The 21551-nt window shown below is 64.2% G+C and carries 20 protein-coding genes; 16 read left to right on the top strand and 4 right to left on the bottom strand.

The window, feature by feature from the left end; all coding sequences use genetic code 11:
- The first annotated feature begins 58 nt into the window (after positions 1–58).
- Positions 59–817: an SDR family NAD(P)-dependent oxidoreductase gene (locus AC1D08_RS00975; protein WP_457151106.1), complete on the top strand. Its 759-nt coding sequence runs from the start codon at positions 59–61 to the stop codon at positions 815–817.
- A gap of 676 nt (positions 818–1493) precedes the next feature.
- On the opposite strand, the gene AC1D08_RS00970 is transcribed toward AC1D08_RS00975, so the two are convergent.
- The gene (locus AC1D08_RS00970; RefSeq protein WP_095083584.1) at positions 1494–2195 is read right to left on the bottom strand and encodes a GntR family transcriptional regulator; all 702 of its coding nucleotides are present in this window, start codon (positions 2193–2195) and stop codon (positions 1494–1496) included.
- A gap of 238 nt (positions 2196–2433) precedes the next feature.
- On the opposite strand from AC1D08_RS00970, the gene AC1D08_RS00965 reads away from it, so the two are divergent.
- The 7 genes from AC1D08_RS00965 (at position 2434) to AC1D08_RS00935 (ending at position 10798) form a co-directional block, all read left to right on the top strand.
- Complete coding sequence (locus AC1D08_RS00965) at positions 2434–3474, top strand: ABC transporter substrate-binding protein (protein ID WP_477393179.1); 1041 nt, start codon at positions 2434–2436, stop codon at positions 3472–3474.
- Positions 3475–3555: 81 nt separating this feature from the next.
- On the top strand, positions 3556–4638 hold the full coding sequence (locus tag AC1D08_RS00960; protein ID WP_457151108.1) for an ABC transporter ATP-binding protein: 1083 nt from the start codon (positions 3556–3558) through the stop codon (positions 4636–4638).
- Positions 4638–5549 carry an ABC transporter permease gene (locus tag AC1D08_RS00955; protein ID WP_457151104.1) on the top strand — a complete coding sequence of 304 codons (912 nt, stop codon included), beginning with the start codon at positions 4638–4640 and terminating at the stop codon, positions 5547–5549. The genes AC1D08_RS00960 and AC1D08_RS00955 overlap by 1 nt, the downstream gene beginning before the upstream one ends.
- Positions 5546–6346, top strand: coding sequence for an ABC transporter permease (locus AC1D08_RS00950; RefSeq protein ID WP_457151103.1), 801 nt, complete (start codon positions 5546–5548; stop codon positions 6344–6346). Before AC1D08_RS00955 ends, AC1D08_RS00950 begins: the two co-directional genes overlap by 4 nt.
- A 29-nt stretch (positions 6347–6375) precedes the next feature.
- A complete protein-coding gene (ggt, locus tag AC1D08_RS00945; protein ID WP_457151102.1) occupies positions 6376–7962 on the top strand; it encodes a gamma-glutamyltransferase in 1587 nt (528 codons plus the stop codon).
- Positions 7963–8288: 326 nt separating this feature from the next.
- Positions 8289–9815 carry an acyl--CoA ligase gene (locus tag AC1D08_RS00940; protein WP_457151101.1) on the top strand — a complete coding sequence of 509 codons (1527 nt, stop codon included), beginning with the start codon at positions 8289–8291 and terminating at the stop codon, positions 9813–9815.
- 2 nt (positions 9816–9817) lie between these two features.
- Complete coding sequence (locus AC1D08_RS00935) at positions 9818–10798, top strand: 2-dehydropantoate 2-reductase (RefSeq protein ID WP_457151100.1); 981 nt, start codon at positions 9818–9820, stop codon at positions 10796–10798.
- 184 nt (positions 10799–10982) lie between these two features.
- Here the strand turns inward: AC1D08_RS00935 and AC1D08_RS00930 are convergent, their stop codons facing one another.
- Positions 10983–11237: a DUF1127 domain-containing protein gene (locus tag AC1D08_RS00930; protein WP_457151099.1), complete on the bottom strand. Its 255-nt coding sequence runs from the start codon at positions 11235–11237 to the stop codon at positions 10983–10985.
- 253 nt (positions 11238–11490) lie between these two features.
- On the opposite strand from AC1D08_RS00930, the gene AC1D08_RS00925 reads away from it, so the two are divergent.
- Positions 11491–13008: a winged helix-turn-helix domain-containing tetratricopeptide repeat protein gene (locus AC1D08_RS00925; RefSeq protein WP_457151098.1), complete on the top strand. Its 1518-nt coding sequence runs from the start codon at positions 11491–11493 to the stop codon at positions 13006–13008.
- 45 nt (positions 13009–13053) lie between these two features.
- On the opposite strand, the gene AC1D08_RS00920 is transcribed toward AC1D08_RS00925, so the two are convergent.
- Positions 13054–13923 (bottom strand): helix-turn-helix domain-containing protein, encoded by an 870-nt coding sequence (locus AC1D08_RS00920; RefSeq protein ID WP_457151097.1) that lies wholly within the window; start codon positions 13921–13923, stop codon positions 13054–13056.
- 92 nt (positions 13924–14015) lie between these two features.
- On the opposite strand from AC1D08_RS00920, the gene AC1D08_RS00915 reads away from it, so the two are divergent.
- Complete coding sequence (locus tag AC1D08_RS00915; protein ID WP_457151096.1) at positions 14016–15560, top strand: 4-hydroxyphenylacetate 3-hydroxylase N-terminal domain-containing protein; 1545 nt, start codon at positions 14016–14018, stop codon at positions 15558–15560.
- Positions 15561–15566: 6 nt separating this feature from the next.
- On the top strand, positions 15567–16076 hold the full coding sequence (locus AC1D08_RS00910; RefSeq protein ID WP_095083603.1) for a flavin reductase: 510 nt from the start codon (positions 15567–15569) through the stop codon (positions 16074–16076).
- Positions 16077–16105: 29 nt separating this feature from the next.
- Here the strand turns inward: AC1D08_RS00910 and hpaR are convergent, their stop codons facing one another.
- Complete coding sequence (gene hpaR / locus AC1D08_RS00905; RefSeq protein ID WP_457151107.1) at positions 16106–16501, bottom strand: homoprotocatechuate degradation operon regulator HpaR; 396 nt, start codon at positions 16499–16501, stop codon at positions 16106–16108.
- Between the two features lie 223 nt (positions 16502–16724).
- On the opposite strand from hpaR, the gene AC1D08_RS00900 reads away from it, so the two are divergent.
- The 5 genes from AC1D08_RS00900 to hpaH all read left to right on the top strand — a co-directional run bounded on the left by AC1D08_RS00900 (position 16725) and on the right by hpaH (position 21551).
- The gene (locus AC1D08_RS00900) at positions 16725–17111 is read left to right on the top strand and encodes a 5-carboxymethyl-2-hydroxymuconate Delta-isomerase (RefSeq protein WP_457151095.1); all 387 of its coding nucleotides are present in this window, start codon (positions 16725–16727) and stop codon (positions 17109–17111) included.
- A gap of 11 nt (positions 17112–17122) precedes the next feature.
- Positions 17123–18640: a 5-carboxymethyl-2-hydroxymuconate semialdehyde dehydrogenase gene (gene hpaE / locus AC1D08_RS00895; RefSeq protein WP_477422406.1), complete on the top strand. Its 1518-nt coding sequence runs from the start codon at positions 17123–17125 to the stop codon at positions 18638–18640.
- 16 nt (positions 18641–18656) lie between these two features.
- Positions 18657–19637, top strand: coding sequence for a 3,4-dihydroxyphenylacetate 2,3-dioxygenase (gene hpaD / locus AC1D08_RS00890; protein WP_477422404.1), 981 nt, complete (start codon positions 18657–18659; stop codon positions 19635–19637).
- Positions 19638–19881: 244 nt separating this feature from the next.
- Positions 19882–20754 carry a fumarylacetoacetate hydrolase family protein gene (locus AC1D08_RS00885; RefSeq protein WP_457151800.1) on the top strand — a complete coding sequence of 291 codons (873 nt, stop codon included), beginning with the start codon at positions 19882–19884 and terminating at the stop codon, positions 20752–20754.
- On the top strand, positions 20751–21551 hold the full coding sequence (gene hpaH / locus AC1D08_RS00880; RefSeq protein ID WP_457151799.1) for a 2-oxo-hept-4-ene-1,7-dioate hydratase: 801 nt from the start codon (positions 20751–20753) through the stop codon (positions 21549–21551). Before AC1D08_RS00885 ends, hpaH begins: the two co-directional genes overlap by 4 nt.

The following is a 21551-nucleotide window of genomic DNA, read 5'->3' as shown; positions in this document are numbered from 1 at the left end:
CCAAATCCATTCATCGACTATGGTGCTTTGATTGCGACCATCGGAGGCTGATTTGACCATGTCCCCTGCCAGCATCAAGCGTGCGTTGATCACCGGGGCCGGTGCGTCCGACGGCATCGGCTTTGCTATTGCCCGGCAGCTCGGCCATGCCGGCCATGCCGTTGTCCTCACCGGCGCCAGCGCGCGTGTGCTCGATCGCGCCGCCGAGCTTCGTGCCGAGGGCATCGATGCCACTGCCGTGGTCGCCGATCTCACTGTCGCCGCCGATGTCGAGCGGCTGCGGGCAAGCGCCGGCACCATCGACATCCTGGTCAACAATGCCGGCATGGGCTCGCTGGCATCGCCCTCGGTCGACAAGGCGTTCCTCTCCATGACCGAGGCCGACTGGGACCAAGGGATCGACGTCAGCCTGAAGACAGCGTTTCTGGTGACCCGGGCGTTCCTGCCGGCGATGGTCGAAGCGGGCTATGGGCGTATCGTCAACGTGGCGTCGGTCACCGGGCCGCTGGTGTCCTTCGAAGGCACCGCCGCCTATTCCGCCGCCAAGGCCGGAATGGTCGGCCTGACCCGCACGCTGGCGCTCGAAGTGGCGAAAAGCGGTATCACCGCCAACGCCGTGGCCCCCGGCTGGATCGAAACGGGTTCGTCGAGCGAGATGGAGCGGACCGCGGCCCTGCATACGCCGCCAGCGCGGGCCGGCCGGCCGGATGAAGTGGCCGCAGCGGTCGTGTTCCTGGCATCGGAAGGCGCCAGCTACGTCAATGGCGCGCTGCTGGTGGTCGACGGCGGCAACAGCCTGCAGGAACGCAAGGGCTGAAGGGTCAAAGGCGCTTCGCCGGAACGAGGCAGCGTGTCTTTCGACAGGTTCAATTAGAATTCGGTGCATAACACCCGACCGATGCCCATTAGTTCTTGCTGATATACCATCCGCAGCGGATAGTATCCGTTGGGGCTTTCAGCAGGCGAAATGCTAAATCGGATCGTAGCTTCCACCACGTCGCGCCAATTCAACTTTCTTGTTCCCGATGACGTCACTGACGCTATCGCCGGATATATCGACTCCTCTGCTCCCGGACGCATCATCTCGACCTTTTCGGCAGTTCAGTCAGTTCGAGATAAAGTCCCTGATTGCGAGCTGTCGGACGATCAGCTTGAGCGGTGCGCTGTATTGGCAGCAGTCAACGAAGGCCTAGCGGTCCACTTCGATCGGCGGGGACGCCAGCCTGATCCATATTCGTCGCTAAGTAGGAGCCACTGGCATCTCGTGCCTATTTGGAAAACCAGGACGCGACTGGCTGACATGGCATTCCAGCGGCCGAATGCAGCCGGCCTCGCCGGCTGTACCCCTCCGCCCGTTATCGTTGGCCGGCCGCAGGTCCGGCCGCTGCGCATAGAGCTCAGCCCATGATAGGCGCCGGCCGCTAAGGGGTTCGAACTTCTTCGGGCGTGCCAATGAAAGCCTGCCAGGCGCTTCATCCCGTTAGCCGGCGTGTTCAAGACGCCTTGGCCAGGAAACTCTGGTAGTCCGATTTGGCCTGCAGCAGGCGCAGCACGTTGTCGCGGGATCCCCGCACATGGGCGCGCGCCAGCGTGCCGGCCCGGCTGGCATCGCCGGCGCAGATCGCGTCGACGATTTCGGCATGCTCGTCGCGGGCGATCTTCCATTCGTCCAGCCACAAGAGCTCCGTCCAGACATAGTGCTGACACTTGTCGAGGATGCCGCACAGCATGCCGTGCAGCATGACATTGCCGCTGATCTGCGCGATGACGCGATGCAGGTCGATGCCGGCCTCGAGCTCCTGGAATTTTTCCCTGGTGGTGCGATCCGGTATGGCGGCCAGCCGCTCGCACTCAGTCAGAATGGCGCGCAACCGCGCCTTGTCCTGCTCCGTCGCCACGGCCGCGGCCAACTCTGTCGCGTGGCCGTCGAGCAGTTCGCGGATCTCGAAGGCCTCGCGGAACATGCTGATGTCGAATTCGGTGACGACATAGCCCTGGCGCGGCCTGCCGGTGACCAGGCCATCGCGCTCGAGGCGGTTGAAGGCCTCGCGCACCGGCGTGCGGCTGACATTCAGCTTCGCGGCGATGTCGCTTTCGGTGACGCGCGAGCCCGGTGGAATCTGGCCGGTCACGATCATCGCCTTGAGCGAGGAATAGACCGAGTCGCGTAGCGTATTTTTGGTTTCCTTGGCCAAGGTTTCGTCCCCAGTTCTCCGGTCTTTCAGCCGGGACACGCACAGCTGTAGTCGCAGTCGGCGTAATTTGCCACGCCCCAGCGAGGCCGTCTCTTTCCATCTTTGCCCTGCTCGACACGCCTGAATTCGATCGCGCCGGACGGTGTTGACATCACCGATCGCTAGGCTACACTCAAAATTGTATACAAGATAGCATGCGAAATCAAAAACAATGGGAACACCGGTTGGAGAGCCGAAAATGAACATGACCAGAAACGTTAGCGTTGTTGCGGTTGCCGCTCTCATGGCGTCGCTCGCAGCCCCCGCCATGGCGGGCGATACCATCACCGTCGCCTCATGGGGCGGCACCTACCAGGAGGCGCAGACCAAGGCGTTCTTCAAGCCGACCGCCGATGCGCTCGGCATCACCATCAAGGAAGACACCACCAACGGCCTCGACGACGTGCGGCTGCAGGTCACCGGCAATGCCGTCAAATGGGACATCACCGAGCTTGGCGCCGACGAATGCGCACGCGGCTCGAAGGAAGGCCTGTTCGAAAAACTCGACTACGGCATCATCGACAAGAGCGGCATCAACCCGAAGCTGGTCCATGACGACTGGGTCGGCATTTCCTACACCTCGGTCGTGCTCATCTACCGGACCGATGTTTTCGGCGACAAAGGCCCGAAGACCTGGGCCGACTTCTGGAATGTCGAGAAGTTTCCGGGACGGCGCGCGCTGAGTGGCAGCCAGGCGACGGAGACGCTGAGCGTCGCGGCACTGGCCGAGGGCATTCCGATCGACAAGGTCTATCCGGTCGATATAGACGGCGCGCTGAAATCCGTCGACAAGATCCGTGGCCATGTCGATGCCTGGTGGACCTCCGGTGCCCAGGCCATGCAGTTGGTCAAGGACGGCGAAGTCGACATGGCGAGCATCTGGAACGGCCGCGCCGGCACCTTGAAGAAGGAAGGCGCGCCGGTCAGCTTCTCGTTCGACCAGGGTGTCCTGACCGCTGACTGCATGGTCATTCCCAAGGGCGCCAAGAACAAGGAAGCCGCCATGAAGGCGCTGGCGATGTTCGTCAGCCCGCAATTGCAGGCCAATCTGCCGCTCTATGTCGACAACGGGCCGGTGAACGAAAAGGCCTTCGAGACCGGCAAGATCCCGCAGGAGAGGATCAAGGACATCAATTCGGCGCCCGAAAACGTCAAGAAGCAGGTGCTGCAGGACGCCGAATTCTGGCGCGACACTCTGGTCGAGGCGACGGAAAAGTTCAACAATCTGGTCCAGCAATAGGCCCTGGCCAGAACCCAAACCACGGCAGGGCGGCGCAACCGCTCGCCCTGCTCTGCCGCCTCAGTTCAGGAGACGATGATCTTGTCCATTGCGCCATCCGCGCTGCCGATCAGCATGCGCCGGATCGAGAAACGATTTGGCAGCGTAGCGGTGCTGCGCGACCTCAACCTCGATGTCGAAGCCGGCGAGTTCCTGACGCTGCTGGGGCCTTCCGGATCCGGCAAGACGACGCTGCTGATGATCCTGGCCGGCTTTGTGCGCGCCAATGCCGGCAGCATCAAGGTCGGCGACGACGAGATCATCACCACGCCGCCGCACAAGCGCAACATCGGCATGGTGTTCCAGAACTACGCGCTGTTTCCGCATATGAACGTCTTCCACAACATCGCCTTTCCGCTGAAGCAGCGCGGCGTCGCCAGCACCGAGACGGCCGAGCGCGTCGAGAAGGCGCTGGATCTGGTCAAGCTGCAGGGCCTGGGCGAGCGCCGGGTCAACCAGCTCTCCGGCGGCCAACGCCAGCGCGTGGCGCTGGCGCGCGCCATCGTCTTCGAGCCGCGCATCGTGCTCATGGACGAGCCCTTGTCGGCACTCGACAAGGGCCTGCGCGAGCATATGCAGATCGAGCTGCGCAGCCTGCATCGCCGGCTTGGCATGACCACCGTCTATGTCACGCATGACCAGCGCGAAGCCATCACCATGTCGGACCGCATCGCGGTGATGAATGGCGGGCGCATCGAACAGCTCGACAGACCAGAAACCCTCTACGCCACGCCGCAGACGCGGTTTGTAGCCGGCTTCATCGGCGAATCGAACTTCATTCCCGTCGAATGCCGCAATGGTTCGGTCTGGTACGAGGACAGGAGAATCCATACCGCGGCGCCGGCGCCTGCATCGGGCCAACACCTGATGGTGGTGCGGCCGGAAAAGTTGCGGCTGCTGGCAAATGCCGAGCCGCAAAGCGGCGTCAATGTGATCACAGCGACGGTCGGTGACATCATCTACCAGGGCGACAGCTTCGTCTGCTACGCGGCGCTGCGCGACGGCCGCCAGCTGACGCTGCGCGACTATTGCCGCAGCGACGTGCTGGCCAGAATGCCGGCTCCCGGCCAGCCGATCAACCTCGGCCTCGACGCGCAGGACACGATCCTGGTGGCATCAGATTGATGAGCGCGCAATCCGCCTTCCACGCATCTGCCGGCGATCTGAATGCGCAGTCGTTGCGGGCCGACGCCCGGCGCGAGTCGCTGCGGCTGCTGGCGCTGCTGTCGCCAAGCCTGTTCCTGGTCTTTGCCATCATCGTGGTGCCGATCGGCTGGCTGTTCTGGCTGTCGCTGTTCGACGAGGCCGGCGTCCTCAGCACCGCCAATTATGCGCGCTTCTTCGAGCAGGCCTCCTACATCAAGACCTTCGTCACCACCTTCAAGGTCGCCTTCATCGTCACCGGCGCCTGCGTCCTGCTCGGCTATCCCCTGGCCTACATGCTGTCGCAACTGCCGCGCCGGGCAGCCTCGATCTGCCTGATCTTCGTCATCCTGCCGTTCTGGACTTCGGTCCTGGTGCGCACCTATGCCTGGCTGGTGATCCTGCAGCGCAAGGGCCTGATCAACAGCTGGCTAATCGACCTCGGCGTCATCAGCCAGCCGCTGTCGCTCGCCAACAATCTGTCGGGTGTCGTCATCGGCATGACGCACATCTTGTTGCCGTTCCTGGTGCTGCCGCTCTACGCCTCGATGAAGACCATAGACGGCGATTGCCTGCGCGCCGGGATGAACCTTGGCGCCGGTCCGGTCGCCACCTTCCGGCAGATCTTCTTCCCGCTGTCGCTGCCCGGGCTTGCCTCGGGCGTGGTCATCGTCTTCGTGCTTTGCCTGGGGTTCTTCGTCACCCCGGCGCTGATGGGCGGCGGCAAGGTGATCATGTGGGCAATGCGCATGGAACAGACCACCAGCCTCTACTCGAACTGGGGAGCCGGAGCGGCCCTCGGCGTGGTGCTGCTGGTGGTCACGCTGGCGCTTCTCGGCCTGTTCCAATGGCTGCTCGGCGCGCGCGCCACTGGCGTATGGAGTTCGCGATGAGCGAGGATATCGGCCTGCCGATCTCGCACCGGCAACGTCTGTGGCTCTACGCCCTCGGCGGCCTCGTGCTGTTGTTCCTGATCGCGCCGTCGATCATCATCGTCATCATGTCGTTTTCGGATTCGACGCTGCTGCAATTCCCGCCGCAGCAATGGTCGCTGCGCTGGTACCAGACCTATTTCCAGTCGCTGGAGTGGCGCGACGCGACGATCGTCTCGGTCAAGGTGGCGATCATGACGACATTGGTGGCAACGCCGCTCGGCACCGCCGCCGCCTATGCGATCAACCGCGGCACGCTGCGCTTCAACGGCACCATCAACGCGCTGCTGACGGCGTCGCTGATCGTTCCGGTGATCCTGATCGGCATCGGCACTTTCTTCCTCTATGCGCGGATCGGGCTCAACAACACGCTGACCGGCCTGGTCATCGCGCATACCGTGCAGGCCTTGCCGCTGGTGGTGCTGACGGTGCTGTCGGGCTTGCGCTCCTATGACATGAACCAGGAGCGGGTGGCGCGCAGCCTGGGTGCCGGACGGGTCGCCGCGTTCTGGCAGGTGACAATGCCGCAGATCCGCTTCTCGATCGTCTCGGGCGCGCTGTTCGCCTTCATCACCTCCTTCGACGAAGTGGTGGTTTCGCTGTTCATATCGGGCGGCGATACGACGACATTGACGCGCCGCATGTTCAACGCGCTGCGCGACCAGATCGACCCGACGATCGCCGCCATCTCGACCTGCCTGATCGTGCTGTCGGTCGTCCTGTTGTCGGTTGGGCAGATGTTCGGGCGCAGGAATTGATTCAAGTGACCATGGGATATCCAGACAGAATGCGTGATTTTCAGTTTCCCGGCCGCTCGCCGGTCCGTGCCACGGAAGCGGTTGCCGCAACGTCGCACCCGCTTTCGACGCTTGCCGCAATCGAGATGCTGCGCTCCGGCGGCAACGCCATGGATGCCGCCGTCTGCGCCGCCGCCGTGCAGGCGGTCGTCGAGCCGCAGTCGACCGGCATCGGTGGCGATTGTTTCGTGCTCTACTGCCCTGCGGGACAAGGCGACGTGCTGGCCTTCAATGGCTCCGGCCGCGCCCCGGCCAAGGCAACGGTCGACTGGTATCTGGAAAAAGGCTTCAACTGCATCCCGCTGCAGGGACCGCATGCGGTCACCGTGCCGGGTGCCGTCGACGCCTGGGCCCGGTTGCTGGAGGACCATGGCCGCAAGGGCCTTGCCGAGGCGCTGGCGCCAGCCATCCACTATGCCGAGAATGGATATGTCGTGCATGACCGCGTCGCCTTCGACTGGGCCGAACCGGAGACTGATCTGTCGGCCGACGAGCATGCCGCGCGCATCTTCCTGCCCGGCGGCAAGGCACCGAAGGCCGGCGATGTCCACCGGCAACCGGAACTCGCCGCCACGTTGCGGATAGTCGCCAAACATGGCCGCGCCGGATTCTACGAAGGCGCTGTTGCCGACGATATCGTGCGTCGGCTCAATGAATTGGGCGGACTGCATTCGACCGAGGATTTCGCAGCGACCAGGGGCGACTATGTGGCGCCGGTCAGCACCTCCTATGGCGGCCACGACATCCACCAGATGCCGCCGAACAATCAGGGGCTGACGGCGCTTTTGATGTTGAACGTGCTGTCTGGTTTCAAGCTCGGCGGGCTCGACCCCAACGGCGCCGAGCGCCTGCATCTGGAGATCGAGGCGGGGCGGCTGGCCTATCGCGACCGCGACCGCTTCGTCGGCGACCAGGATCATGTCCCGGTGCCGGTGGCACAACTCCTGTCCAGCGCCTATGCCGACCGGCTGCGTGCCGAGATCGACGGCGAGCGTGCCATGACGCACCTGCCGCGCCTGGACCTGCCAGGCAGCGACACGGTTTACATCTCCATCGTCGACCGCGACCGGAACGCGGTCTCCTTCATCAACTCGACCTATTATTCGTTCGGCAGCGGCGTTGTCGGGCCGAAGACCGGTGTCGTGCTACAGAACCGTGGCTCGAGCTTCCGCCTCGACCCGGCTCATCCGAATGCCATCGCGCCCGGCAAGCGGCCGATGCATACGATCATGCCCGGCATGGCAACCAGGAATGGCCGCGTGGTGATGCCGTTCGGCGTCATGGGCGGCGGCTACCAGCCGTTCGGACATGTCCATCTGCTGACCAACATGCTCGATTTCGGCATGGACCCGCAGCAAGCGCTGGATGCGCCTCGGGTATTCTACAATGATGATACCGTGGAGGCCGAACGCAACGTGCCCGCCGAAGCAATCGAGGGCCTGCGCCGGCGCGGCCATCGCGTGGCCGAGCCGCATCACCCGCTGGGCGGCGGGCAAGTGGTGCTGATCGACTGGGAGAAGGGAACGCTAACCGGCGCCTCCGATCCGCGCAAGGATGGTTTGGCGCTTGGGTATTGAAATGATCGGCAAAATGGTGGCGTGGTCCGGAGTCGGGCGATTACATCACCGGGTGTTGGCGCAGCCCCTCATTGCCCTGCCGGGCATTTCTCCCCGTATAGTGACGGGGAGAAAGACGCTTTCATCGATGGTTTCGCCAATCGCCAGCGTTGCGAGAAATGCACAGAGGGTGCGGCTCCCTCTTCTCCCCGTCTCTATACGGGAGAAGGTGCCGGCAGGCGGATGAGGGGCGGCGCTAACGTCGACTATCGGTCCGAGGCGATTGGCCCGGTGTCCGAAATCGCCGCTGGACTTTGTAAGCGGTCGCTTGAAACATAGGCGGTGACATGACCCACACTGGAAACGATGCAGACCTTTCCCACCGTCTTGCCGCCGGCGCCGATGATGCGCCGGCGATTTCGGCGCCCGAAAGAACCACGCTGACGCATCGCGGACTGCGCGAATTGATCGCCGCCACGGCAGCCGCGCTGCATGCGCGCGGTATCGGCCGCGGCGACAGGGTGGCCATCGTGCTGCCGAACGGGCCGGAGATGGCCGCAGCCTTTGTCGCGGTGGCGGCAGCCGCCTCCACGGCGCCGCTCAATCCGGCCTACCGGGCGGACGAGCTCGATTTCTACCTGACCGATATTGGCGCCAAGGCGATCCTCGTTGCGCAGGACGAGAGCGGGCCGGCGGTGACCGTGGCCGAACGGCTCGGCATCGGCGTGCTTCGGCTTATCGCTTTGCCTGACGCGCCGGCCGGAAGCTTTGCCATCGAGGGCCCTGCGATCGGGCCGCAAGCCGCGCCTGAGATGGCGCAGGATGGCGACATCGCGCTTTTGCTGCACACCTCCGGTACCACGTCGCGACCCAAGCTGGTGCCGCTCAGCCATGCCAATATCGCGGCCTCGGCCGCCCATATCGGCGCCACGCTCGGCCTGACGGCCAATGACCGCTGCCTCAACATCATGCCGCTGTTCCACATTCACGGCCTGATCGCGGCGGTGCTCTCCTCTCTGGCTGCCGGCGGCAGCATTTACTGCACCCCGGGCTTCAACGCGCTGCGCTTCTTCCAGTGGCTGAGCGATGCGCGGCCGAGCTGGTACACGGCGGTGCCGACCATGCACCAGGCGATCCTGCCGCGGGCGGCACGCAATGCCGAGGCGCTGGCGGCAGCGCGTCTGCGCTTCATCCGCTCGTCCTCGGCGTCGCTGCCGGCACAAGTGATGGCCGAACTGGAGGCGACCTTCGGCTGCCCGGTGATCGAATCCTACGGGATGACCGAGGCGGCGCACCAGATGGCATCGAACCGGCTGCCGCCAGGCCTCCGCAAGCCAGGCAGCGTCGGCGCCTCCGCCGGACCGGAGGTGGCGGTGATGGCGCCTGACGGGCAGCTGCTCAAGGCCGGCGAAACCGGCGAGATCGTCATTCGCGGACCCAACGTCACGGCAGGCTACGAGAAGAACCCGGACGCCAACGCCACGGCGTTCGCGCATGGCTGGTTCCACACAGGCGACCAGGGCGTGCTCGACGAGGATTTCTATCTGCGCGTCACCGGTCGGCTGAAGGAGATCATCAACCGCGGCGGCGAGAAGATCTCGCCGCTGGAGGTCGATGACGTGTTGATGGACCATCCGGCGGTGGCGCAGGTCGTCACCTTCGCCATGCCGCATGACAAGCTCGGCGAGGAGGTGGCGGCGGCGGTGGTGCTGCGCGAAGGCATGGCCGCCAACGAGAGCGATATCCGCGGCTATGCGGCGACGCGGCTCGCCGACTTCAAGGTGCCGCGCAAGATCCTGATCCTGGACGAGATCCCCAAGGGCGCCACCGGCAAGCTGCAACGGATCGGGCTTGCCGCCAAACTCGGACTTTGACGATGAAGATCACCATCTTCGGCGCCGGCGCGATCGGTGGCTATCTCGCCGCCAAGCTCGCCATGGCCGGCCGGACCGAGCTTTCGATCGTCGCGCGCGGCGCGCATCTCGACGCGATCAAGGCAAATGGGTTGCGCTTGATCGAAGACGGCCAGGAATCGGTGGCTTCTGTTCGGGCCGCGGCCAGAGCAGAAGAGCTTGGCGCCCAGGATTATGTGGTACTGGCGCTGAAGGCCCACTCCCTCACCCCTGCGCTCGATCAGATCGCGCCGCTGCTCGGGCCGGACACCGCCGTCGTCACGATGCAGAACGGCGTGCCGTGGTGGTATTTCCATGACGTCGGCGGGCCGCTGGAAGGCACGCGGTTGAACGCGGTGGACCCCGGCGGCAAGATCTGGGAGCGGATCGGGCCGCAGCGGGTCATCGGCTCGGTCGTCTATCCCGCCGTCGAGGTCGACGCGCCCGGCCTGATCCGCCATGTCGAGGGCAAACGCTTCTCACTTGGCGAACCCTCCGGCGAGCGCAGCGAACGGGTCACGCTTCTGGCCGACGAGATGGTCAAGGCAGGCCTGCAGGTACCGGTCCGCGACGACATCCGCAGCGAAATCTGGGTCAAGCTGTGGGGCAATCTCTCCTTCAACCCGATCTCGGCGCTGACCGGCAGCACGCTGGCGGCGATCGTTGCCGACGAGGCAACCCGAACGCTTGCCCGCACCATGATGCTGGAGGCACAGGCGATCGGCGAAAGTCTCGGCGTGCGTTTTCCCATAGCCGTCGACCGGCGCATCAAGGGCGCCGGCGATGTCGGCGAGCACAAGACCTCGATGCTGCAGGACCTGGAACGCGGCCGGCCGATGGAGATCGACGCGCTGGTCAGCGCGGTGCAGGAACTTGGCCGGCTAACGGACAAGCCGACCCCCACCATCGATGCCGTGCTGGCGCTGGTGCGCCGCCTCGGGATTGAACGCGGTTGCTATTCCTGAACCGTCCGGATCGATTGCTGTCAGTCCTTCGCTGCCGGTCAATCATTCGCTGCCGGCTTCAGAAGCCGCGCATAAAAAGTTCGCCGACGATGCCGCGCCGCCCGACAACTGCTGGCCAGCCCAGCCAATGCCGCCAGCATGACGAATGGCATGGCCGCGATCCGGTGCCCTTGCAACCTTCGCGCTAACGTTGCCAGAACGGCTTGGCGAGCTCTGCCTCGACCTGCCGGTCCGTCAGACCGATATCGTCGATCAGATAGGGATTGTCCCTCGCCATTTGCGCAAGCTCCCAGCGAAAGCGGATCCGCTCGCGCCAGGTCCGATCGTGCCAGCTCGCAATAATGCTCTGCAGGGTCGTCAGATGCCGACGCGCCTTTGGCGCCACGGGCGTTCCCGACTGCGCTGTCTTGTGCGGGGCAAATTCAAGAATGTTGGTCATGACAACCTCCATATGGTTTGAGGGTCCAGAGGCCCTCGACCTGAAAGAGGCCGAATTCTGCAGGTTACGGACAGCGCCGTAATTAAGCCTTCCCAAATAGTTCTCAAAAGTTCCAAATGGGTAGAGCCGGTCACCGGTTCACGGAACCGGCAACCTGCCCAAACTCTTTGTTTTGACGCAATTCCCTGAGGAAAAGCGCTACGCGCTCTTCCCGGGAAAACCGTTTCACACTGTTCCTGAAATTGCTCTATAGATGCGCCCTATGCAGGGATCACGCTTCGCCTTTGGTCCGTTCGTGCTTGATACCGGTGCGGGAACGCTGCTTCGGAACGATGTGCCCGCTGCCGTCGGCTACCGCGGGCTCAAGTTGCTCGCGGCGCTCGTCGGACGGCCCGGCGACATCCTGAGCAAGGCCGAATTGATGGACGCCGCATGGCCGGGCACTGCGGTCGAGGAAGGTAATCTCACCGTTCAGATCGCGCAGCTGCGCAAGCTGCTTGGCCCGGTTGGGGATGGCGGCGAATGGATCGTCACCGTTCCACGCGTCGGCTACCGCTTCACGGGGCCCATCGAACAGCTTGGTGACGCGAAGCGAAAACCTTTGCCGCTACCCGGCAAACCATCGATAGCCGTGCTGCCTTTCGTCAATGTCAGCAACGATCCCGAGCAGGACTCCTTCGCGGATGGGTTGACGGAAGACCTGATCACCGACCTGTCGAGGATATCCGGCCTGTTCGTCATCGCCCGCAACTCGGTCTTTGCCTACAAGGGAAAGGCGATGGACGTGCGTGAGATCGCTGGCGATCTTGGCGTGCACTATCTGCTGGAGGGCAGCGCCCGACGCGCCTCGGGGCGCGTGCGCATCAACGCGCAGCTGGTCGACGCGGTCAGTGGCGATCATCTATGGGCGGAACGCTTCGATCGCGGCCTGGAAGACATCTTCGCCGTCCAGGACGAGGTGACGGCCAAGATCGTGGAGGCGCTGCTCGGCCGGTTGCGCGCACCGCCGCCACGCCACCGACCCAGAAATCTCGAGGCCTACGATCTCTGCGTGCGGGCGCGCAAGCTGATGGATGATTCGCCGCAGATGGCGCAGGAAGCGCATCTGATGCTGACGCGCGCGGTGGCGCTCGATCCCGAATATGCCGAGGCCTATCGCTGGCTTGCCATGAACCATTGGATGGGATCGGTGCATTCCGGCGGACCAAGTGAGTCTTCCCGCAGCGTTGCCCTGGAACTGGCGCGCAAGGCCGTGGCGATCGATCCCAACGATGCCGGCTGCCGCTGGGTCCTGGCTTACCTGCTTGCCTATGAGCGCAGCTTCACTGAGGCGGATGCGGAATTCGCCAAGGCGTTCGAGCTCGACCCGAACGAGGCGGACGCCTGGGCGGCTTTGTCCGACATCGCGGCGCTGGCCGGGCGGGTCGAGGAGGCCCTCGAGCATATTCGCAAGGCGTTCCGCCTGAACCCGTTTCCGCCAAGCTGGTACTATCTGACGCTCGGCGCGGCGCAATATGCGGCCCGCGATTACGAAGCCGCTGTCGAGACATTGCGCCGGGACGAGACCTATCGGACAAGCTCACGCCGTTTCCTGGCGGCAAGCCTCGCGCAACTCGGCCGGCTCGACGAAGCGCGCGCGGAGGTCGAACTGTTCCTCGTCGGCAACCCGCATTTCACCACCCGCCACTGGGCCACGACAGAGCCCTTCCGCGACGCAGCGACGCTTGAGCACTTCGTCGATGGCTTCCGCAAGGCCGGTCTCCCGGACTGACGCGCCGGCGTAACCTCCCGCAAGGCCCGCATCCAGGTGACCCGCTCAATGCCCCCGCAACTGCTTGCGGCGCCAGGCGGCCGGCGCTTCGCCGATCCGTTCGCGGAAGACCCTTGAGAAATAGGCCGGGTCGTCAAAGCCGATCTCGTAGGCGATGTCCTCGACCGTGCGCACTGTGAACAGCAGCAGTCGCTTCGCCTCCAGCAATCGCCGCTCGCTGACCACCCGCTTGACGCCGGTGCCCAGCACCGCGCGGGCGGCCTTGTCGAGCAAATGCGGTGTCGTGGCCAGCGTCTCGACATAGCGGTCGACCGGCCAGTTGTCGCGAAAATGCATGTCGACGAGCCGACGCAGGCCCAGTGCCAGCGAAGCCTCGGAAGAGGTTGTGGCGGTGGTCCCATCAGGACCGAGGCGGGCGATGTGGGAGAGCGCGACGGCGATCATCGCCGGCAGCACCTTGTCGTTGCCGGCTTGCGCCTCAGCGTATTCGGCAGCGATCATCTCCAGCACAGCCGCCAGCCTTTTCCACGCGGTATGGTGCGGCGGGCCGTCGGTAAACACCGGCCTGTCCAGCGGCAGCAAGCTCTGGCCGGCAATGGCGGCGAGCGCGTCATCGGCAACCGAAACGACGATGGCGTCGGTGCCGGGGCCGATCGAGAAGCCATGCACGACATTGCTTGGCACGAAGCTGACGGCGGGCGCCGAAAAGTCCCAGGAGCGGTCTTCAATGCGGTAGGTACCTGAGCCACCGGTCCAGTAGGTGATCTGGCCCATCTGCGGATGCTTGTGCGCGGCGACCTCGCCGAGATGGATGTTGCTGCGAGCAAGCACCGTCTCGACATGCAGGAAGCCGACATCGAGCGGCCGCACCGGCTCGCCATAGACGAAGAAGTAGGGGATGGAACTCTGGCTCATGGCGCCGGAAAAAGTCCAATCAGTTTTGTGGTTCCGTCCATAACCGATCCCCGGCCCAGGCGCTACAGTCGTCACGCAAGTGGAGGAACATCATGCGCTCAGAAGACTTCCGTGCCGACAAGGGGCGTCCGTTCACCGGGGCCGAATATCTGGCCAGCCTGCGCGACGGCCGCGAGGTCTACATCAACGGCGAACGCATCGCCGATGTCACCACGCATCCGGCGATGCGCAATTCGGCGCGGTCGCTGGCGCGCCTTTATGATGCCCTGCATGACACCAAGCAGCAAGACGCGCTGACCTCGCCAACCGACACCGGTTCGGGCGGCTACACCCACAAATATTTCCGCGTCGCCAAGTCTTCCGCCGAGCTTGTCGACCAGCAAGCAGCTATCGCCCAGTGGTCGCGCATGTCCTATGGCTGGATGGGGCGCACACCCGATTACAAGGCGGCGCTGATGAACACGCTTGGCGCCAATGCCGACTGGTACGGGCCGTTCAAGGACAACGCGCTGTCCTGGCACAAGCGCGCCCAGGAGGCGGCGCTGTTCATGAACCACGCCATCGTCAATCCGCCGATCGACCGCCACAAGCCGGCCGAACAGGTGAAGGACGTCTTCGTACACATCACTGGGGAAACCGATGCCGGCATCACCGTGTCCGGCGCCAAGGTGGTGGCGACGTCCTCGGCGCTGACCCACTACAATTTCCTGGCGCAGGGTTCGGCGACGGTCACCGAGGATCCGTCGCTGTCGGTGATGTTCATCGTGCCGATGAACGCGCCGGGGATAAAGATGTTTTGCCGCGTCTCCTACGAGCAGACGGCCAATACCGTTGCAGCACCCTTCGACTATCCGCTGTCGTCGCGCTTCGACGAAAACGACGCGATCCTGGTGCTCGACAATGTCTTCATCCCCTGGGAGGACGTGCTGGTGCTGCGCGACGCGCAGAAAATCCTGTCATTCCATCCGGCTTCCGGCTTCATGCACGGCTATTGCTTCCAGGGCTGCACGCGGTTTGCCGTCAAGCTCGACTTCCTCGCCGGCCTGCTGGCGAAGGCGCTGCGCGCCACCGGTGGCGATGCCTTCCGCGGCAACCAGGCAGCGCTGGGCGAGGTCATCGCGCTGCGTCACATGTTCTGGAGCTTTTCCAATGCCATGGCGTACAACCCGATCCCGTGGGCGAACGGCGCGGTGCTGCCCAATCTGGAGGCGGCCCTTGCCTACCGGACCTTCATGTCGGAAGCCTATCCGCGCGTCATCGACACCGTGCGCCGGGTGATCGCCTCGGGGCTGATCTACCTGCCGTCCTCGGTGCGCGACTTCAACAATCCCGAGATCGACAAATATCTGGCGCAGTATGTGCGCGGCTCGAACGACATGGGCCATATCGAGCGCATCAAGATTATGAAGCTGTTGTGGGACGCGACCGGCACCGAATTCGGCGGCCGCCACGCACTCTACGAGCTCAACTATGCCGGGGCGCCGGAAGAGGTGCGGCTGCAGGTGCTGAAGGGCGCCGAACGCGGCGGGCGGCTGAAGGCGATGGAAGAGCTGGTCGACACCTGCATGGCCGACTATGACGAGAACGGCTGGACGGGAGATACCTGGTTCAATCCGCTTGCTTCGTCGGCTGAGTGAACCCAGATGGCCACGCAGATTTCGAAAGCCGATTTCCGCGACGCCATGGCGAGGGTCTGCGCGCCGGTCAACATCGTCACCACTGACGGCCCGGCCGGACGCGGCGGCTTCACCGCCACCGCCATGTGCAGCGTCTCGGACGAGCCGCCGACGCTGCTGGTGTGCATGAACGGCCGCTCGACGCAGGCCGCCATGTTCCTGTCCAACCGGCGCTTCTGCGTCAACGTGCTGACGCACGACCACATGCATCTTGCGGGAAAGTTCGCCGGCGCGACCAGGGACATGGAAGCGCGCTATTCGGCGGCACGTTGGCAGACGCTTACTTCCGGCACGCCGGCACTGTCGGATGCGATCGTCAATTTCGATTGCGAGATCGAGGATGTGCATATCGTCGGCACGCATAACGTCATGATCGGCCGGGTCATCGATGTCCGGCATGGCAGCGGCGGCTCGGCGCTGCTCTATGTCGACCGCAACTACACGCAGCCGACGCGGCTTGGCAGCTTTGGCGGGTGAGCCCAAGCGATGCCGCCCGGACCGAACGGTCAGCTCTCGCCGTCGATGAGGTTTTCCAGGAGATCGAGCAGCGTTTCCAGCCTGTCGTGGCCGAAGCGCTGTTCGATGTCGTCATAGATGATGCGACGCTCGGGTGAAAGCGCATCGATCAGGGCGGATCCGGCCGGGGCGATTGTCAGCACGACACGGCGGCCGTCGCCTTCGGCCTTGTTGCGGGTTATGAACCTGCGCCCCTCGAGCGCCTTGATGATGCGCGTCAGGCTGGGCGGCAACACCGATGCGCGATCGGCAAGCTCGGTCGCCTCGACCGGGCCGGCTTCGCTCAGCACGCGCAGCACGCGCCATTGCTGTTCGGTCACATCGTGGGCCGCGAGCATCGGACGAAAACGCGCCATCACCACTTCGCGGGCGTGCAGGAGCGCCATTGGCAGGGAACGACGGGTGTTTTCAGGCAGCAAGAAAAAAAGCCTCCCACGCTGGCTTGCGATCGAAAACAGGCCTTCCTTTAGCCGAATCCGCCCACCGAAAGCCCGTTCCAGCCATCCCCGTATCGTTGCGCCAAGGCCGATGCAAGACTTGACTTCATGGGCGCCTCATGTAATTAACGCGTTAACTACAACAAGACAAGTGATTGGGGAGCGAAACGCGGTGCCGCACTTCTCCATCGAGTATTCGGCCAATCTCGATGCCAAGGTCGATATGGGCGAGTTATGCGCACTGGTGTTGCGCGCCGTGCTGGATACCGGGCTGTTCGAAACCGGCGCCGTGCGGGTGCGGGCTTTTCGCGCCGAAGCCTATGCGGTGGCCGACAGGCTGACGGAAAACGCTTTCCTCGATATGTCGTTTCGCATCGGAATCGGGCGCAGCGCCGAGGAGAAGAAGCGGACCGGCGAAGCCGTCTTCGCGGCGGTGAGCGAGCACCTTGCCGCGCTGTTCGAGACACCGCATTTCGCCCTGTCGCTCGAGATCCGGGAAATCGACCCGGTGCTGAGCTGGAAGAAGAACGCAATCCACCCGCGACTGCGCGGCAAGTGACGGAAGCTAAGATGTCCGACCTGCAAGGCAATCTGAAGAAGGCCGAGGCCTATCTGGCCCGTTTCAAGCGCGATGGCGTGCTGAACCAGATCGGCGGCGAAGCGGTGCCGGCGCTCGACGGCACGACGTTCGAAACGCTGTCGCCGGTCGACCTCAAGCCGCTGGCCAAAGTCGCGCGCGGCGGTGCCGCCGACATCGACCGCGCCGCCAAGGCGGCGAAGGCGGCGTTTCCGGCCTGGGCCGCGATGCCGGGCGAAGCGCGCAAGAAGCTGCTGCACAAAATAGCCGACGCCATCGAGGCACGCGCCGAGGAGATTGCCTTCGTCGAATGCATGGACACCGGCCAGGCGCTGAAGTTCATGGCCAAGGCGGCGTTGCGCGGTGCCGAGAATTTCCGCTTCTTCGCCGACCGTGCGCCAGAGGCGCGCGACGGCGAGACGCTGCGGACCACAGGCCAGATCAATATGACCACTCGGGTGCCGATCGGCCCGGTCGGCATCATCACGCCGTGGAACACGCCGTTCATGCTGTCGACCTGGAAGATCGCGCCGGCACTGGCCGCCGGCTGCACCGTGGTTCATAAGCCGGCTGAGTTCTCGCCGCTGACAGCCCGCCTGCTGGTCGAGATCGCCGAAGAAGCTGGCCTGCCGAAAGGTGTGTGGAACCTCGTCAACGGCCTCGGCGAGCACGCCGGCAAGGCGCTGACCGAGCATCCCGACATCAAAGCGATCGGCTTCGTCGGCGAAAGCCGCACCGGCTCGATGATCATGCGCCAAGGCGCCGACACGCTGAAGCGCGTCCATTTCGAGCTTGGCGGCAAGAATCCGGTGATCGTCTTCGCCGACGCCGACCTGGAGCGCGCGGCGGACGCCGCCGTCTTCATGATCTATTCGCTGAACGGTGAACGCTGCACCTCCTCGTCACGGCTGCTGATCGAAGCCTCGGTCTACGACGAATTCACCGATCTGGTGGCGGAGAAGGCAAAGCGCATCAAGATCGGCCATCCCCTGGACCCCGCAACGGTGGTCGGCCCGCTGATCCATCCGGTGCACGAGGAAAAGGTGCTCTCCTATATCGAGATCGGCAAATCGGAAGGCGCGGTGGTCGCTGCCGGCGGCGGCAAGTTCGCCGGCCCGGGCGACGGCTGCTATGTCAGCCCGACGCTGTTCATCGGCGCCACCAACAGGATGCGCATTGCCCAGGAAGAGATCTTCGGGCCGGTGCTGACCGCCATTTCCTTCAAGGACGAGGCGGAAGCGCTGGCGCTGGCCAACGACACGCAATACGGCCTGACCGGCTATCTCTGGACGTCGGACGTCACCCGCGCCTTCCGCTTCACCGACGCGCTGGACGCCGGCATGATCTGGGTCAATTCGGAGAATGTGCGCCATTTGCCGACGCCGTTCGGCGGCGTCAAGAATTCCGGCATCGGCCGCGACGGCGGCGACCATTCCTTCGACTTCTACATGGAGACGAAGAACATAGCCTTCGCCACGACCGCGCACGCGATCCCGAAACTCGGCGGCTGACCGGAGGAGATCAGAAATGCCCTTGCCCAAGCCCAATCTATACCCTGAATTCAACATCGTGCGCCTCAGCCATGTCGAACTGGCCGTCACCGACCTCGCCAGGTCCCGCGCCTTCTATGTCGACACACTCGGCCTGCAGGTCACCGACGAGACCGCCGATACCATCTATCTCAGGGCATTGGAGGAGCGCGGGCACCATTGCATCGTGCTGAAGAAGGCCCCTACGGCCGAAGCGCGCGACCTCGGCTTCAAGCTGTTCTCCGAGGAGGATCTCGACAAGGCCGAGCATTTCTTTGGAGGAAAAGGCCTGCCGGTGGAATGGGTCGAGCGGCCCTACCAGTCGCGCACCTTCCGCACCCGCGATCCGCACGGCATTCCGCTCGAATTCTACGCTCAGATGGAGCGGCTGCCGCCGATCCATCAGAAATATGCGCTCTATCACGGCGTCAAGCCGCTGCGCATCGATCACTTCAACTGTTTCTCGCCCAATGTCGACGAGTCCGTCGCCTTCTACAACGAGCTCGGCTTCCGCGTCACCGAATACACAGAGGATGCGAGCAGCGGAAAGCTGTGGGCGGCGTGGACGCACCGCAAGGGCGGCGTCCACGACATCGCCTTCACCAACGGCATCGGGCCGCGCCTGCACCACGTCGCCTTCTGGGTGCCGACGCCGCTCAACATCATCGACCTGCTCGACCTGATGGCGACGACCGGTTACCTGCCAAACATCGAACGCGGCCCCGGCCGACACGGCATTTCCAACGCCTTCTTCCTCTATATCAGAGACCCCGACAACCACCGCATCGAGATCTACTGTTCGGACTACCAGACGGTCGACCCGGACCTCGAGCCGATCAAATGGGACCTCAAGGACCCGCAGCGGCAGACGCTGTGGGGTGCGCCAGCACCCAAAAGCTGGTTCGAGGAGGGTAGCAGCTTTGCCGGGGTTGCGGCGCGCCAGCCGGATCTAACGGCTTCGCCGATCATCGCGCCATGAGTGTTTCGAAAATGATGTCTGCGTTCCTTCGCGCCCCCCTCTGTCCTGCCGGACATCTCCCCCTCAAGGGGGGAGATTGGATGTCACCTCTGCCTTTGCCAATTTTCAACGCTGCAAGAAGAGCGGTAGCCGCACGAACTGCCAATCTCCCCCCTAGAGGGGGAGATGTCCGGCAGGACAGAGGGGGGCGCCGTAGAGCATCAACCTCGCCCACATCCACCAAGACCACCGGCGGAGTCCCGGCATGAGCCCCGCAAGGCTCGCCACCTTCACCGTCGGCGGCAAGGCACGGTATGGCGCGATCACCGGCAAGGGCGTCGTTGACCTGTCGGCCCGCTACGGCCAGTGGCCGACGCTGCGCGAAGTGATCGAGGCCGGCGCCCTGCGGCGGCTGGCGGAGGAGGCCGAGGCCTTGGCCGCCGATTTCGCGCTCGACGCCATCGCCTACGACATCCCTGTCCCGTCGCCGGAAAAGATCATCTGCGTCGGCGTCAACTATCCGGACCGCAACGAGGAGTACAAGGACGGGCATGCGGCGCCGGCCAATCCGTCGCTGTTCATCCGCTTCCCCCGCTCTTTCGTCGGCCATGGCGCGCCGCTGGTGCGGCCGCCGGAATCCCCTCAGCTCGACTATGAGGGCGAGATCGCCATCGTCATCGGCAAGGGCGGCCGGCGCATCGCGGAGACCGACGCGCTCGGCCACATTGCTGCACTCTCGCTGTGCAACGAAGGCACCATCCGCGACTGGGTGCGCCATGCCAAGTTCAACGTCACGCAAGGCAAGAATTTCGACCGCAGCGGCTCGATCGGTCCCTGGCTGGTGCCGTTCACGGACGAGGCGCAGATCGCCGACATTACGCTTTCCACCCGGGTCAATGGCGAGCTGCGCCAGCAGGACCGCACCAGCCGCATGATCTTTTCCTTCCGCAAGATCATCGCCTACATCTCGACCTTCACCACGCTGGTGCCTGGCGATATCATCGTCACCGGCACGCCGACCGGTGCCGGCGCGCGCTTCGACCCGCCGGTCTGGCTGAATCCGGGCGACGTGATCGAGGTCGAGGCAGACGGCATCGGCGTGTTGCACAACAGCGTCGTCGACGAGGCAGCGACATGACCCCGGAGCAAGTGGAAGACGCCGCCAACCGGCTGTTCGAGGCCGAGCGTTCGCGCCGCCAGATCCGGCTGCTCAGCCTCGACTTCCCCGAGGCGACGATGGAGGACGCCTATCGCGTGCAGGCCGCTCTGGTGACGCGCAAGATCGATGCCGGGCTGAAACCGAAGGGCTGGAAGATCGGCCTGACCTCCAAGGCGATGCAGTATGCGCTGGCCATCGACACGCCGGATTCGGGCGTGCTGTTCGACGACATGTTCTTCAACGACGGTGCGACGATTCCCGCCGGCCGCTTCATCCAGCCGCGTGTCGAGGCCGAGATCGCCTTCGTCATGAAAGCGCCGCTCAATGGTCCCGGCGTGACCCTCTTCGACGTGCTCAACGCCACCGACTACATCACGCCGGCGCTCGAAATCCTCGACACGCGCATCGAGCGCGTCAATGCGGAGACGAAGAAGACGCGCACCTTCTTCGACACGATTTCCGACAATGCCGCCAATGCCGGCATCGTCATCGGCGGGCGGCCGCAACGACCCGATGAAGCCGACATGCGTTGGATCGGCGCCATCGTCTCGCGCAATGCCGAGGTCGAGGAGACCGGGCTTGGCGCCGGCGTGCTCAACCATCCGGCGATGGGCATTGCCTGGCTGGCGGACAGGCTCGCCCGTTACGGCATGTCGATCGCGGCCGGCGAGGTGGTTCTCTCGGGGTCCTTCGTGCGGCCAGTCGAGGCGCGGCCCGGAGACACCATCGTCGCCGATTTCGGCAGTTCAGGCACGGTCAGCATTCACTTCGCCTGA

The sequence above is a fragment of the Mesorhizobium sp. P2_E6 genome (genome assembly GCF_056403835.1).
This window is presented reverse-complemented; position numbering and strand designations above follow the sequence as displayed.

Bases quoted from the DNA above. Each gene is read 5' to 3' on its own strand.
- ggt (WP_457151102.1), top strand. From the start codon at position 6,376: ATGCGTGATTTTCAGTTTCCCGGCCGCTCGCCGGTCCGTGCCACGGAA.
- hpaD (WP_477422404.1), top strand. From the start codon at position 18,657: ATGCCCTTGCCCAAGCCCAATCTATACCCTGAATTCAACATCGTGCGC.
- AC1D08_RS00885 (WP_457151800.1), top strand. From the start codon at position 19,882: ATGAGCCCCGCAAGGCTCGCCACCTTCACCGTCGGCGGCAAGGCACGG.
- AC1D08_RS00925 (WP_457151098.1), top strand. From the start codon at position 11,491: ATGCGCCCTATGCAGGGATCACGCTTCGCCTTTGGTCCGTTCGTGCTT.
- AC1D08_RS00975 (WP_457151106.1), top strand. From the start codon at position 59: ATGTCCCCTGCCAGCATCAAGCGTGCGTTGATCACCGGGGCCGGTGCG.
- AC1D08_RS00950 (WP_457151103.1), top strand. From the start codon at position 5,546: ATGAGCGAGGATATCGGCCTGCCGATCTCGCACCGGCAACGTCTGTGG.
- hpaH (WP_457151799.1), top strand. From the start codon at position 20,751: ATGACCCCGGAGCAAGTGGAAGACGCCGCCAACCGGCTGTTCGAGGCC.
- AC1D08_RS00965 (WP_477393179.1), top strand. From the start codon at position 2,434: ATGAACATGACCAGAAACGTTAGCGTTGTTGCGGTTGCCGCTCTCATG.
- hpaE (WP_477422406.1), top strand. From the start codon at position 17,123: ATGTCCGACCTGCAAGGCAATCTGAAGAAGGCCGAGGCCTATCTGGCC.
- AC1D08_RS00920 (WP_457151097.1), bottom strand. From the start codon at position 13,923: ATGAGCCAGAGTTCCATCCCCTACTTCTTCGTCTATGGCGAGCCGGTG.
- AC1D08_RS00910 (WP_095083603.1), top strand. From the start codon at position 15,567: ATGGCCACGCAGATTTCGAAAGCCGATTTCCGCGACGCCATGGCGAGG.
- AC1D08_RS00935 (WP_457151100.1), top strand. From the start codon at position 9,818: ATGAAGATCACCATCTTCGGCGCCGGCGCGATCGGTGGCTATCTCGCC.
- AC1D08_RS00915 (WP_457151096.1), top strand. From the start codon at position 14,016: ATGCGCTCAGAAGACTTCCGTGCCGACAAGGGGCGTCCGTTCACCGGG.
- hpaR (WP_457151107.1), bottom strand. From the start codon at position 16,501: ATGGCGCTCCTGCACGCCCGCGAAGTGGTGATGGCGCGTTTTCGTCCG.
- AC1D08_RS00955 (WP_457151104.1), top strand. From the start codon at position 4,638: ATGAGCGCGCAATCCGCCTTCCACGCATCTGCCGGCGATCTGAATGCG.
- AC1D08_RS00930 (WP_457151099.1), bottom strand. From the start codon at position 11,237: ATGACCAACATTCTTGAATTTGCCCCGCACAAGACAGCGCAGTCGGGA.
- AC1D08_RS00940 (WP_457151101.1), top strand. From the start codon at position 8,289: ATGACCCACACTGGAAACGATGCAGACCTTTCCCACCGTCTTGCCGCC.